General features: G+C 24.6%; 11 protein-coding genes, 4 tRNA genes and 1 pseudogene. 10 read left to right on the top strand and 6 right to left on the bottom strand.

Annotation, left to right across the window (positions count from 1 at the left end):
- The first annotated feature begins 76 nt into the window (after positions 1-76).
- The 3 genes from rpsU (at position 77) to rpoD (ending at position 4,069) form a co-directional block, all read left to right on the top strand.
- Entirely contained in the window at positions 77-292 is a 216-nt protein-coding gene (gene rpsU / locus D9V59_RS00265) for a 30S ribosomal protein S21 (RefSeq protein WP_158363963.1), read from the top strand.
- Positions 293-373: 81 nt separating this feature from the next.
- A complete protein-coding gene (dnaG, locus tag D9V59_RS00260) occupies positions 374-2,107 on the top strand; it encodes a DNA primase (protein ID WP_158363961.1) in 1,734 nt (577 codons plus the stop codon).
- Between the two features lie 129 nt (positions 2,108-2,236).
- Positions 2,237-4,069: an RNA polymerase sigma factor RpoD gene (rpoD, locus tag D9V59_RS00255; protein WP_158363959.1), complete on the top strand. Its 1,833-nt coding sequence runs from the start codon at positions 2,237-2,239 to the stop codon at positions 4,067-4,069.
- Positions 4,070-4,221: 152 nt separating this feature from the next.
- Here rpoD and cysE read toward each other — a convergent pair whose 3' ends face one another.
- The 6 genes from cysE to metF all read right to left on the bottom strand — a co-directional run bounded on the left by cysE (position 4,222) and on the right by metF (position 10,668).
- The gene (gene cysE, locus D9V59_RS00250) at positions 4,222-5,016 is read right to left on the bottom strand and encodes a serine O-acetyltransferase (RefSeq protein ID WP_158363957.1); all 795 of its coding nucleotides are present in this window, start codon (positions 5,014-5,016) and stop codon (positions 4,222-4,224) included.
- A gap of 54 nt (positions 5,017-5,070) precedes the next feature.
- Positions 5,071-5,514: a protein-export chaperone SecB gene (secB, locus tag D9V59_RS00245; protein WP_158363955.1), complete on the bottom strand. Its 444-nt coding sequence runs from the start codon at positions 5,512-5,514 to the stop codon at positions 5,071-5,073.
- Positions 5,515-5,640: 126 nt separating this feature from the next.
- The gene (locus D9V59_RS00240) at positions 5,641-6,081 is read right to left on the bottom strand and encodes a rhodanese-like domain-containing protein (protein ID WP_158363954.1); all 441 of its coding nucleotides are present in this window, start codon (positions 6,079-6,081) and stop codon (positions 5,641-5,643) included.
- A gap of 102 nt (positions 6,082-6,183) precedes the next feature.
- Positions 6,184-7,566, bottom strand: a complete 1,383-nt coding sequence (argH, locus tag D9V59_RS00235) for an argininosuccinate lyase (RefSeq protein WP_158363952.1) — start codon at positions 7,564-7,566, stop codon at positions 6,184-6,186.
- Positions 7,567-7,639: 73 nt separating this feature from the next.
- Complete coding sequence (locus D9V59_RS00230; protein ID WP_158363950.1) at positions 7,640-8,851, bottom strand: argininosuccinate synthase; 1,212 nt, start codon at positions 8,849-8,851, stop codon at positions 7,640-7,642.
- Positions 8,852-9,789: 938 nt separating this feature from the next.
- Complete coding sequence (gene metF / locus D9V59_RS00225) at positions 9,790-10,668, bottom strand: methylenetetrahydrofolate reductase (protein WP_158363948.1); 879 nt, start codon at positions 10,666-10,668, stop codon at positions 9,790-9,792.
- Positions 10,669-10,788: 120 nt separating this feature from the next.
- Here metF and murB point away from each other — a divergent pair.
- From murB to nusG, 7 genes and pseudogenes are all read left to right on the top strand, one after another.
- Positions 10,789-11,840: pseudogene (murB, locus tag D9V59_RS00220) on the top strand (UDP-N-acetylmuramate dehydrogenase).
- A gap of 121 nt (positions 11,841-11,961) precedes the next feature.
- Positions 11,962-12,034, top strand: a tRNA-Thr gene (locus tag D9V59_RS00215).
- A 12-nt stretch (positions 12,035-12,046) separates the two neighbouring features.
- Positions 12,047-12,128, top strand: a tRNA-Tyr gene (locus D9V59_RS00210).
- 10 nt (positions 12,129-12,138) lie between these two features.
- A tRNA-Gly gene (locus tag D9V59_RS00205) sits at positions 12,139-12,210 on the top strand.
- Positions 12,211-12,219: 9 nt separating this feature from the next.
- A tRNA-Thr gene (locus tag D9V59_RS00200) sits at positions 12,220-12,292 on the top strand.
- Between the two features lie 244 nt (positions 12,293-12,536).
- Entirely contained in the window at positions 12,537-12,917 is a 381-nt protein-coding gene (secE, locus tag D9V59_RS00195) for a preprotein translocase subunit SecE (protein ID WP_158363946.1), read from the top strand.
- Between the two features lie 2 nt (positions 12,918-12,919).
- A complete protein-coding gene (gene nusG, locus D9V59_RS00190; RefSeq protein WP_158363944.1) occupies positions 12,920-13,465 on the top strand; it encodes a transcription termination/antitermination protein NusG in 546 nt (181 codons plus the stop codon).
- Positions 13,466-13,501: the final 36 nt, after the last annotated feature.

Below are 13,501 nucleotides of genomic sequence, written 5' to 3'. Positions count from 1 at the left end.
ATCTATTATCCTATAATATTTTTCAATTTTTATTTTACTTATTTTAATAAAAGTACAACACTAAGGTGAATTTTAAATGCCAATAATAAAAGTACGTGAAAATGAACCGTTTGATGTAGCACTTAGACGTTTCAAACGATCTTGCGAAAAAGCTGGAATTTTAGCTGAAATTCGTAGAAGAGAATTTTATGAAAAACCAACTACTGAACGTAAAAGAGCAAAAGCTTCAGCTATTAAACGTCTTGCAAAAAAACTTACAAGAGAAAATTCTAGACGTATTCGTATGTATTAAATATATTTCAAAATATAAAAAAATTAAAAAACCGTTCTTATTTAAGAACGGACATAAATTTATTACTCATTATAAAAATATATGTCTAAAAGAATACCTTCATATTTTATTAAAGAATTACTATCTCGAACTAACATTGTAGAGCTAATTAGCACGCGATTAACATTAAAAAAAAAAGGTCAAAACTATCAAACAAACTGTCCATTTCATGACGATAAAACTCCATCGTTCACTGTCAGTTACGAAAAACAATTTTATTATTGCTTCGGCTGCAATACACATGGAAATGTAATTGACTTTTTAATACAATATGAAAATTTAAATTTTTTAGAAAGTATTAAAGAACTTGCTATTATTCATGGTATTACAATACCATTTCAAAATATATTACAAAATAATATTTATATTAAAGAAAAAAAATTATATTTGTTAATGGAAAAAATATGTAAATTATATCAAAAAAATATTAATAACACTAATTTAGCTTATCAATATTTAGCTAAAAGAGGTGTTAATAAAAAAATGATCGAGTTTTTTTTAATCGGATTTGCTAGTTTAGAATGGAATGTTTTTCAAAAAAAACTGAATGTAAGTAAAGAATTTGAAAATGAATTATTAAAAAATAATATAATTTCTATTAGCAAAAAAGGACGTAAATATGATCGATTTCAAGGTCGAATAATATTTCCTATACAGGATCATCATGGAAGAATTATAGGTTTTGGAGGACGTGCATTAAATAATATTTCACCAAAATATCTTAATTCACCTGAAACAAAAATTTTTCACAAAGGAAAAGAAATTTATGGACTCTATCAAGTTAGAAAAAAACATTCTAAACCAATATATTTATTAGTTGTTGAAGGATATATTGATGTTATAACACTAACACAATATAATATTGATTATGTTGTCTCTTCATTAGGTACTTCAACAACTAGTGAACATATACAAATTTTATTTAAAAATACTGATACAGTTATATACTGCTATGATGGTGACAATGCAGGAAGAAATGCAGCTTGGAGAACTTTAAAAAAAGCATTGCCATATATATCTGATAAAAAAACATTAAAATTTATCTTATTACCTAAAAATGAAGATCCTGATACTATAATTAGAAAAGAAGGTAGAGAAAAATTTCAAATACGTATTAATAATGCTATTTCTATGTCAAAATTTTTTTTTCAACATATATTAAAAAATATTAATTTATCGTCAACAGACGATAAATTTTATTTAAGTGTACATGCTTTACCTTTAATTAACACGATATCTAGCGATACGATACGAATTTATTTGCGTCAAATATTAGCTAGAAAAATAGGTATTTTAGATGATAATCAATTTGATAAATTTTTATATGAAAAAGAAATTAAAAAAACTGATAAATCATGGTTTAAAATAAAACGAACACCTATGCGAATCTTGATAGGATTGCTTGTACAAAATCCTAATTTAGCACAAATAGTACCGACAACACTGCAATTAAAAAATTTAAAAGTAAAAGGATTTTCTATTTTTTTAAAAATATTAAAAACATGTCTTGATAATCCCAATATCAATACAGGACAATTATTAGAATTTTATAGAGAAACTAAAATAATTAATATTTTAAGAATTTTAGCTAAATGGGATCATATGATAATTCCAAAAGAAATTCAAAATATGTTTTTAGATTTATTAATGAATATTCACAATACAATTCTCGAAGAAAGACGTGATTTTTTACTTTCAGAAGAAAGAATTAAAGGATTAACAATATATGAAAAAAAAGAGATTTGGTTTATTAATAAAACTTTATCAAAAAAATAAATAATTATTAACTATATTTAAATGTTTTAAAACATTATGTTTAAAAAAATTTAAAATAATTTTTTTATTTATTATTAAAAAAAATAGTCAATTAATATTCATAATATTAACAAAACCTGGATACGTCTTATGGATCAAAACCCACAATCGCAACTCAAGCTACTTGTTACACATGGAAAGGAACAAGGATATTTAACCTATTCTGAAGTTAATGATCATTTACCAGAAGACATTATTGATTCTGAGCAAATTGATGATATCATTCAGATGATTAATGATATGGGAATTCCAGTTCTGGAAGAAGCACCTGACGCTGATGACTTAATATTAAATGAAATAAACACAGATACAGATGAAGATACAGTTGAAGCAGCTACACAAGTATTATCTAGTGTAGAATCAGAATTAGGACGAACTACTGATCCTGTTCGTATGTATATGAGAGAAATGGGTAGTGTTGAATTGTTAACACGAGAAGGAGAAATTGATATAGCTAAACGTATTGAAGAAGGAATTAATCAAGTTCAATGCTCAGTCTCAGAATATCCTGAAGCTATTACTTATCTTCTTGAACAATATGATCGTATTAAAACTGGTCAAATACGATTATCTGATATAATAACAGGTTTTGTAGATCCAAATGCAGAAGAAATTTTTTCTCCTACAGCAATGCATATAGGTTCTGAACTCTTGGATGACGATCAAAATTCTGATGAAGAACATGATCAAAATTCTGATGAAGACTATCACAGTATTGATCCAGAATTAGCAAATGAAAAATTTTCTGAATTAAGAACACAATATTACAATACTCATAATACAATTAAAAATAAAAATAGAACACACAAAGACTCGCTATTAGAAATTTATAATCTTTCAGAAGTTTTTAAACAATTTCGATTAGTTCCTAAACAATTTAATTATTTAGTAAAAAATATGCGTTATATGATGGAACGAATAAGAATTCAAGAAAGAATTATTATGAAATTATGTGTAGAAAAATGCAAAATGCCAAAAGAAGATTTCATCAAAATTTTTTTAAAAGAGAAAATTAACAATAATTGGTTAATAAAAGAACAAAATAAAAATCAACCATGGTCTAAAAATTTAAAAAAAATTCAAAAAGATATTCTAATAAGTATTGAAAAATTAATTGAAATAGAAAAAGAAACAGGTTTAACAATTAAAGAAGTTAAAGATATTAATAAAAGAATGTCTATTGGTGAAGCAAAAGCTAAAAGAGCTAAAAAAGAAATGGTAGAAGCAAATTTAAGATTAGTTATTTCTATAGCAAAAAAATATACAAATAGAGGATTACAATTTTTAGATTTAATTCAAGAAGGGAATATTGGTCTAATGAAGGCTGTTGATAAATTTGAATATCGTCGGGGTTATAAATTTTCTACTTATGCTACTTGGTGGATTCGACAAGCAATTACGCGTTCTATTGCTGATCAAGCACGTACTATTCGAATTCCAGTACATATGATTGAAACAATTAATAAATTAAACCGTATTTCCAGACAAATGTTACAAGAGATAGGTCGAGAACCTACTCCAGAAGAACTATCTGAGAAAATGTTAATTCCTGAAGATAAAATCAGAAAAGTATTAAAAATAGCTAAAGAACCAATATCAATGGAGACACCCATTGGAGATGATGATGATTCACATTTAGGAGATTTTATAGAAGATACGAGTTTAGAGCTACCACTAGATTCTGCTACATCAGAAAGTCTTAGATCAGCAACTCATGATGTCTTATCTGGTCTAACAGCTCGTGAAGCCAAAGTGTTACGTATGCGTTTTGGAATAGATATGAATACTGATCATACTTTAGAAGAAGTTGGAAAACAATTTGATGTAACTCGTGAAAGAATTCGTCAAATAGAAGCAAAAGCACTCAGAAAATTACGTCATCCAAGTAGATCAGAAGTCTTGCGTAGTTTTTTAGATGATTAAAATTATAACACTAAATATAAAATAAAACTTCTGTGCTTGTAGTAATATATTTATTCTTAATATACTTTTTTTTTAAAAACAGAAGTTTTTATTTTTTATGAATGATAAATAAATTGTTTATAAATATTATTTATAATTTATTTATAATTTATTTATATATGATGAATTTCTTGAAATTTTTTAGAAGAATGTTTATTTTTATCTAATTGATTAACAATTTTTGCTGGTATTCCAACTACTGTAACATATTCTGGAACGTTTTTCAATACTATTGCACCTGCACCTATTTTTGCTCCAATACCTACTTCAATATCACCTAAAATCTTAGCTCCAGCACCTATAATCACTCCTTTTCGAATAGTAGGATGTCTATTTTTGCTAAAGTTTTTACCTGTCCCTCCTAAAGTAACAGAATGAAAAATAGAGACATTATCTTCTATAACCACACCTTCTCCGACAACAATTCCAGTTGCATGATCTAACATTATACCAGAACCAATGCGAGCTGCAGGATGAATATCAACTGAAAATTCAGAAGATATCCTACTTTGTAAGTATCTAGATAATGAAGTTTGTTGAGTTCCCCAAAGATAGTGACTTAATCTATAAGCTTCTAGTGCATGAAAACCTTTTAAATATAATAAAGGTGTTAAAAAATCTTGTACTGCTGGATCTCGATCTAGTATAGCTTTAATATCTTCTATTACACACTTTAAGATAAAAGAATTATTTGAATATATTTTATTAAATATGTTTTTTATGTTTCTTTCAGAAACAACAGATGTAGATAATTTGTTTGCAAGTATATAGCTTAATGAACTGCTGAAATTTTTATGTTGTAATATACTGTTTTTATAAAAATCTGATAAAATTGGTTCTTTTTTTAATAAAATAGAAACTTCATAAATTATTTTATGCCATATTGTTGATATTTCTAACAAACACATAATTTTCTCCTTAATAAAAAATTTATAGTGTTATAATAATTTATGATCACAATTTTAACTATTTTTTTTTAATTCCATATAATTATGATAAATAGCATCGAAATTAATAGGTGCAAGATTCATTTGAGGGAAACTGCCATAAGATATTAAACTAGATATACATGTTCGAGCATAAGGAAATAAAATATTTGGACAATATGAATATAAACAATGTTTTAAATTTTTTTCGTTTAAATTTGAAATAAAAAAAATTCCTGCTTGATCTACATCACACAAAAATACTATATCTTCTTTAATTTTTACAATAACTCTTACTTGTAAAACAATTTCAAAAATATTTTCTTCTACTTTTTTTGAAATAGTGTTTAAATTAAATTTTACATTAGGATGCCAATCTGCATGAAAAATATTAGGGGTATTAGGTGCTTCAAAAGAAGCGTCTTTTATATAAATACGTTGAATAATAAAAGATTTTTGTTTAGTTTGTTCTTTTGACATAACATGTCCATAAAAGATTAATAATCTTATATATATTAAAAGTATTTAATACTATTAATTGTTTTATTTTTTAATAAAAATTAAATTAATTATAAAATATAATTAAATCTTACCTATAAAAAATTTTCAAGATTTTTTATCTGTTACAGAAAGAGGTAAATTTTCTATATTCCAATAATATATACCATTCTTTAAAATATAAATACGATTAAATCCATGTTTTAAAAATTCTTGTGCACACTTATTATATTTTTGTGTTTGATCTATTATAAGAATAATAGGAAGTAATTTATATTCTTCAAGCTCTTTAATACTTCCTAGAAAAATACTATCTAATGGTATATTAATAGAATTAATAATATGACCTTTTTGAAATAAATCTAAAGAACGAGTATCAATAATAATAGCATTATCTTGATTAATTAACTTTATTGCTTTAATAGTATTAATAATTTCAGCTTTTAAAAAAAAACTTTTTAATGTAAAAAATACTACTAAAATAAGGAAAAAAAACCATATGCTGACAAGCATAGTATTTGCATTTATGAAAAACATTATATTTTGCATTAATTATATTTCCTACCATCTCACTAAACAATTTTATAATTTAGGATATTATTAACGTAGCATTTAAGTTTTTTTAAATGCTAGTTAATAAAAAAACATTTTTTAAGAAAACATTTTTAATCTTTTTTTAGCTTTTATAATTTCTTCATATACTTGAAACGGTGCTACACCGCCTTTAGATAATCTCTTTTCAAGACAAGATTCTAAAGTAATATTTTTATATATATCATCATCAATTAAATTACTATAAATTTTAAATGTAGATAACTCTAAATTATTAAGAGATTTTTTTTCACTAATTGCTCGAAGTACTAATTGTCCAGATATATTATGTGCTTCACGAAAAGTCATGCCTTTTTTTACTAAATAATCTGCAATTTCTGTTGCATTAGAATACCCTTCTTCCGCAGCTTTACGACATGATTCATGTTTGATTTTTATGCTTTTTAAAACTAAAATTGCTATACACAGACAATCATTCCATGTTTTTATTGAATCAAATAAACCTTCTTTATCTTCTTGCATATCCTTGTTATACGATAAGGGAAGAGACTTTAATACAATTAAAATAGAGATTAAAGAACCATGAACACGACCACATTTAGCACGAATAAGTTCTAATGCATCTGGATTTTTTTTTTGAGGCATTAAAGAAGATCCTGATGTAATTGAATCAGAAAGTTCAATAAAATTAGCTTCTCCAGAATTAAAAAAAATTAAATCTTCAGAAAATCGAGATAAGTGCATCATACTAATTGATGCAGATGATAATAATTCTACAATATAATCTCTATCAGAAACACTATCTAAAGCATTATTAGTAGCAGAATCAAATCCCATAGATAAAGCAAGATCTTCTCTATCAATTTTCCAAGCCGTTCCAGATAAAGCACCAGAACCTAAAGGACTAATATTCAATCTTTTTAAAAGGTCTTTTAAACGACTAGCATCTCGTTTCAACATTTCTACATAAGCTAAACACCAATAAGAAAAAGTAATAGGTTGAGCCCTTTGCAAATGTGTATATCCTGGCATAATAATATTATGATAAGATTCAGCACTTAAAATAAAATGTTTTTGTAAATTATTAATATTTTCTAATAAAATATAAATTTTTTTTCTACACCATAATTTTAAATCAGTAGTAATTTGATCATTACGGCTACGACCAGTATGTAACTTTTTCCCTAATATGCCAATTTTATCAATTAGTTTTTTCTCTACCCAACTATGAATATCTTCACAATTACTTAAAAGAATATTTTTAATATTATCTTTACTTTCTTCTAATAAAACAAGAAGCGCGGACTCTATTTTGATTTGTTCATCTTTCGTAAGAATATCGCTTTTCATTAAAGTTTTAGACCATGCAATTGAAGCGATTATATCTTCTTCTAATAAAATACAATCAAAAGGAAGAGATGCGTTAAATTCTTTAAATAATTCATGAGATTCATGAACAAAACGTCCACCCCAAAGAGCCATATATTTTCTCTGTAAAATAAAATATAAAATAATATTATATTCGCTATGTTAAAATTCTTAATTTTTTAAAAAATTATTTTAATTGATTTCGCGCACGTATTCTTGAAGAAAGAGAAAACAGACGAATAAAACCATCTGCATCTGATTGTTTATAAACTTCATCTTCTCCAAAGGTTGCATATTCTTGAGAATATAATGAATTAGGAGATTTTTTTTGAACAGCAATTACACTTCCTTTGTATAATTTTAAAATTACTTCTCCATTTATTTCAGATGATAATGAATCTGCAGCGGCTTGCAAAGATTTTCTTACTTGAGAAAACCAACGTCCATCATAAACAACTGAAGACATTTCTAATCCTATTTTTTCTCTCCATTGAAAACTTTCACGATCTAAAACTAATTGTTCGATTGCTCTAATAGCTGTATTAATAATAGTGCCTCCAGGTGTTTCATAACATCCTCTAGATTTAATTCCAATTAATCTATTTTCAATAATATCAATTCTACCAATACCATGTTGAGAACCGAAATTATTTAATTTTTCTACACATTTTAATGGATTTAATTTTTGATTATTAACAGATACTATAGAACCTTCTTTTATTGTTAATGAAATATATTCTGGTTTTTCTGGAGCATTTTCAGGATCAACTGTCCAATCCCAACAATCTGCATTAGATTGATTCCAAGGGTCTTCAAGAATACCTCCCTCTGTTGAAATATGCCAAATATTTTCATCTTTACTGTAAATTTTTTCTAATGTTGCTGTTATTGAAATGTTTCTTTTAGATAAATATTTTAATAAAGATTCTCTAGAGTTTAAATTCCACTCTCTCCAGGGAGCTATCACGTTTAATTGTGGAGCTAATGCTGCATAAGCCATTTCGAATCGAACTTGATCATTACCTTTACCAGTAGCACCATGACATAATGTATCTGCTCTAATATTTAATGCCAATTCTACCTGTTTTTGAGCAATAATAGGTCTTGCTAATGCAGTTCCTAATAAATAGTTGCCTTCATATAAAGCACCTGTTTTTAAAATAGGATATACATATTTTTCTATAAATTCTTCTTTTAAATCCACAACATGACAACTAGATGCTCCAGATTTTAGTGCTTTTTCTTCAATTCCGTTTAAATCTTTTTGAGATTGTCCTATATCGGCTACAAAAGCAACTACTTCAACATTATAATTTTCTTTTAACCATGGAATAATTGCTGAAGTATCTAAACCACCTGAGTATGCTAAAACAACTTTATTAAGTTTCTTATTGTTCATATTTTAAACTCACTATATTTATAAAAAACATAAAAAACTTTTATATGTAAATTATATTACTATTAAATAATAATTTAATTTTTTAAATTATTGTTTATATCTATTAAAAAGATAAAAAACTTCCAAAGTTTTAAAAAAATATTAATCACAGAATATTCTAGTAATAATTTTTTAAGAATTAATTATGAACGTTATTTTATAGTATAACGTTTAAAATTATTACCATTAAACAAATACTCATATATCTAATAATACGATGTCATTGATAATACTCGTCAAATTAATAATATTGATTATCTTTATAATTAATATATATTACTAAATAGTAACGGTATATTTTTAAATAAAATGTAATAAAATTATTCATAACTTATCATCTAAATATTTTTTATTATATTTTAAATACAAACTGATTTAATTATATAATAATCAATTTAATATGATAGCTTGTATTCATTTTAAAAAAAAGATTTTTTCTATCTGGAAATTTTAGAGAAAAATTAATATGAAAGGTTTTTTAATCTATAATCAGATCAAATGTATTTTACTTAATAGAAAATAAATAAAAATAGTTTCATATAAGTTTAAGTGATAAATAAAAAATACATATCTATGTATGTATTAGTATTTTATTAAACAGAAAACTATTAAAAAAATATTTTCTATTTTAATTACAAATTTAATAAAAATAATATAATAATTATATTTTTTTATATAAAAATTAAGTTTTTTAAAAAAACTTATAAAAACATAAAAATGTTTTTTAATACAAACTTTGTTTTTCTGTTCTTTTCTACGAATTCTTTAACATTAAAATATTACTGAAAATAAAAATTATAATTAGTTATTAATGTTTTTTAAAAATATATCAATCTTAATAGACTAATTTTATAGAAAATATATTAATCTTAAGAAAATATTTTATAATAAAAAATTTTTTATAGTCCAAAAATTTGACAAACAGAATAAGCAATGTCTGACTGATTTAAAGTGTAAAAATGAAAATTTTTTACTCCTTCCGAAGATAATCTTTTAACTATATCTATGATTATACTAGATCCTATAATTTTTTGAGTAATCAAATCTTGATCTAATCCATCAAACATTTCAAACATCCAATTAGGAATATTCACATTAGTCATTTTTGAAAATCGTTTTATCTGTTGAAAATTATAAATTGGTAAAATACCAGGTATAATTTCAACATTAATTCTGTTTTTAATACAATTTTCTCGAAAATTTAAGTAACTTTCAACATTAAAAAAAAACTGAGTAATAGCTCTATTAGCACCAGCATCAATTTTCTTTTTTAAATTAATAATATCAACTTGAATGTTTTTTGATTCCGGATGAAGTTCAGGATAAGCAGCTACAGAAATATCAAAATCAGCAATCTTTTTTAATAAAATAATTAAATCTATAGCATACATATTATATTTATAATTTTTTTCTAACGTATCTCCTCTAAGAGCAATAATACTTCGAATATTATTCTCCCAATAATTTTTTGCTATTTTTTTCAATTGACTAGGTGTAGAATTAACACAAGTTAAATGAGCAGCTGTAATAATGCTTGTTTGTTTTTGTATTGCTTTAACAATATTAAATGTATTTTCACGTTCACCACTATTTGCGCCATAAGTTACAGAAAAAAAATTTGGTTTTAACTTGCTAAGTATTTTTACTGAAGACCATAATTTTTTTTCTGAATTTGAATTTTTAGGAGGAAAAAATTCAAAAGAACACTTTATATTATTTCTAAGATTTTCTATTTTTTGATTTATAATATCTTGATGATATTCAATAAATGCATTCATATTATGCACTCCATTTAAATAATTTCATATAAAATTTATTACATATTAATATATAATAAAATATATGTTTACTACTAATTTATTAACATAAAAAAACTAAATAATATTATTTAACATAATATGAATAAAACAAATTGTTTCTTTAATCAATCATTAAAAAATTTAAATACCTTTAAAATAGACGTAAAAGCAAAAAAAATTATTTTTGTAAAAACTATTAAATCACTTATTAATACTTTAAAAATTTGTAATATATCTAAAGTTCCTTATTTAATTTTAGGAGAAGGAAGTAATATACTTTTTTTAAAAAATTATATAGGAGTAATTATTGTTAATCGTATTAAAGGTATAAAAATAAAAGAAAAAAAAAATTTTGGCTAGTGTATGTTTTATCAGGAGAAAAATGGCATGATTTAGTAAAATTTACTTTAAATTTAGGAATATTTGGATTAGAAAATTTAGCATTAATTCCAGGTTGCATAGGTTCTGCAGCAATTCAAAATATTGGTGCATACGGATCAGAATTTAAAGATTTTTGTGAATATGTTGATATATTATGTTCAAAAAAAAATATAATTATAAGAATGAATAAAAGTACTTGTAAATTTACTTATCGCAGTAGTATTTTCAAAAAACAATATCATCATAAAAATGTTATTATTGGAGTCGGGTTAAAAATTAAAAAAAAATGGCAACCAATTATTTGGCCTTTATTAAAAGAACAGATGTTAAAAATAAATTTAACTGCGCATAATATCTTTAATTTAATATGCAAAATAAGAAAAGAAAAATTACCTGATCCTAAACAAATTGGAAATGCTGGAAGTTTTTTCAAAAATCCTATAATTACACAAAAAAAAGCACGAAAACTAATATCTTTATATAACTTACCCTGGTATCCTGAAAAAAATAATTTAATAAAAATCTCTGGAGGCTGGTTAATTGAATATTATGACTTTAAAAATATTACAATTGGAGATGCTGCTATTTATCAAAAACAAAAACTTATATTAATTAATAAAAAAAATGCTTCTGCTCAAGAAATTTTAATATTAGCAAAAATAATACATAAATGTATTTTAGAAAAATTTCATATATCTTTAGAACCAGAAATAGATTTTATTGGATCGATAGGAAAAATTAAACCATTAGATATTTTAAAAAAACAATAATTAAAATGTAATTTATTTAAAAAATCAATTTTTTATAAAAAAACTTGCAATAAAAATGAAAAATTATATAATATATATTTATTTGCAATCAACATTTTATAATTTTAAAAATAAAAATTTAGCCGGCTTAGCTCAGCAGGTAGAGCAACTGACTTGTAATCAGTAGGTCACCAGTTCAATTCCGGTAGCCGGCATAAAAATTTTTAGGTGGAGTTCCCGAGCGGCCAAAGGGAGCAGACTGTAAATCTGCCGTCATAGACTTCGAAGGTTCGAATCCTTCCTCCACCAAATAAAAAACGCGGACATCGTATAATGGTTATTATCTCAGCCTTCCAAGCTGATGATGCGGGTTCGACTCCCGCTGTCCGCTAAAAAACATGCTGATATGGCTCAGTAGGTAGAGCACACCCTTGGTAAGGGTGAGGTCCCCAGTTCAATTCTGGGTATCAGCATATTATAAGTCATCTTATTATCTTTTTTATAAAATTAACATCAAACCATTTACCATAAATCTCACCTAAAACAATATATTTTGAAATATTCATGATATTTCATGACTAATCGGCCTATTTAAAAACAGTTCTGTTATTTCACTTTGATAATTTTCAATTCAAAAATTACAACGTATAACAAGAGTTAATATTTAATGTATGAGCATATTTTCCCTAGATCATTTTAGAATATGCAGGAGAAACTATGAATAAAAAAAGTTGTAATAAAAAAAATAAAATTCTAGAGAAAATAAAATGGTTGTTTATTTTTATATTTTTTTTTCTATTATTTTTTAATAACTATTATTTTTATAAAATACAATTATTTTTTCGTATATTAGCTATATCTTTTTTAATATCCTGTATTCTTGGAACATTTATATCTACAAAAAAAGGAAAATATATATTGTCTTGTATTAATATGTCAAAAAATGAAATGCAAAAAATAATATGGCCTAAATATAAAGAAACTTTATATACTACATTAATCGTTATTACTGTAACAATTGTTATGTCTTTTCTCCTGTGGAGTTTAGATAGTATTATATTCCGTTTAATAGCATTTATTATTAGTTTAAGGTTCTAAAAATGTATGAGAGTCAAAAAAAAAGATGGTATGTATTACAAGCTTTTTCTGGCTTTGAAGGTCGTGTAGCACAGTCAATAAGAGAATATATAAGATTAAATAAAATAGAAGATTTGTTTGGAGAAGTTATGGTTCCTTCACAAGAAGTTATCGAAATTAGATCTGGACAACGCAGAAAAAGTGAATATAAATTTTTTCCTGGATATGTTTTAATTCAAATGGTTATGACAGATTCAACTTGGCATTTAATAAGGAACATTCCAAGAGTTTTAGGATTTATAGGAGGAAAATCCGATAAACCTTCACCAATTAGTGACAAAGAAGTAGAAATTATTGTAAATAGATTACGTCAAATTGGTGATAAACCAAGACCTAAAACTTTATTTGAACCAGGAGAAATGATTCGTGTAAACGATGGTCCTTTTTCAGATTTTAATGGCATTGTAGAAGAAGTTGATTATGAAAAAAGCAGATTAAAAGTATCGGTATCTATTTTCGGTAGATCTACTCCTGTAGAACTAGATTTTAGACAAGTTGAAAAAAACTAAATATTCTAATTAACAATTTTTATAAAAAATGAGAAA

It is taken from the genome of Buchnera aphidicola (Artemisaphis artemisicola), assembly GCF_005082365.1.
In the GTDB taxonomy this organism is placed as follows: domain Bacteria; phylum Pseudomonadota; class Gammaproteobacteria; order Enterobacterales; family Enterobacteriaceae; genus Buchnera; species Buchnera aphidicola_AR.
The sequence above is the reverse complement of the archived record's forward strand: the minus strand, read 5'-3'. Positions and strand labels throughout refer to the sequence as shown.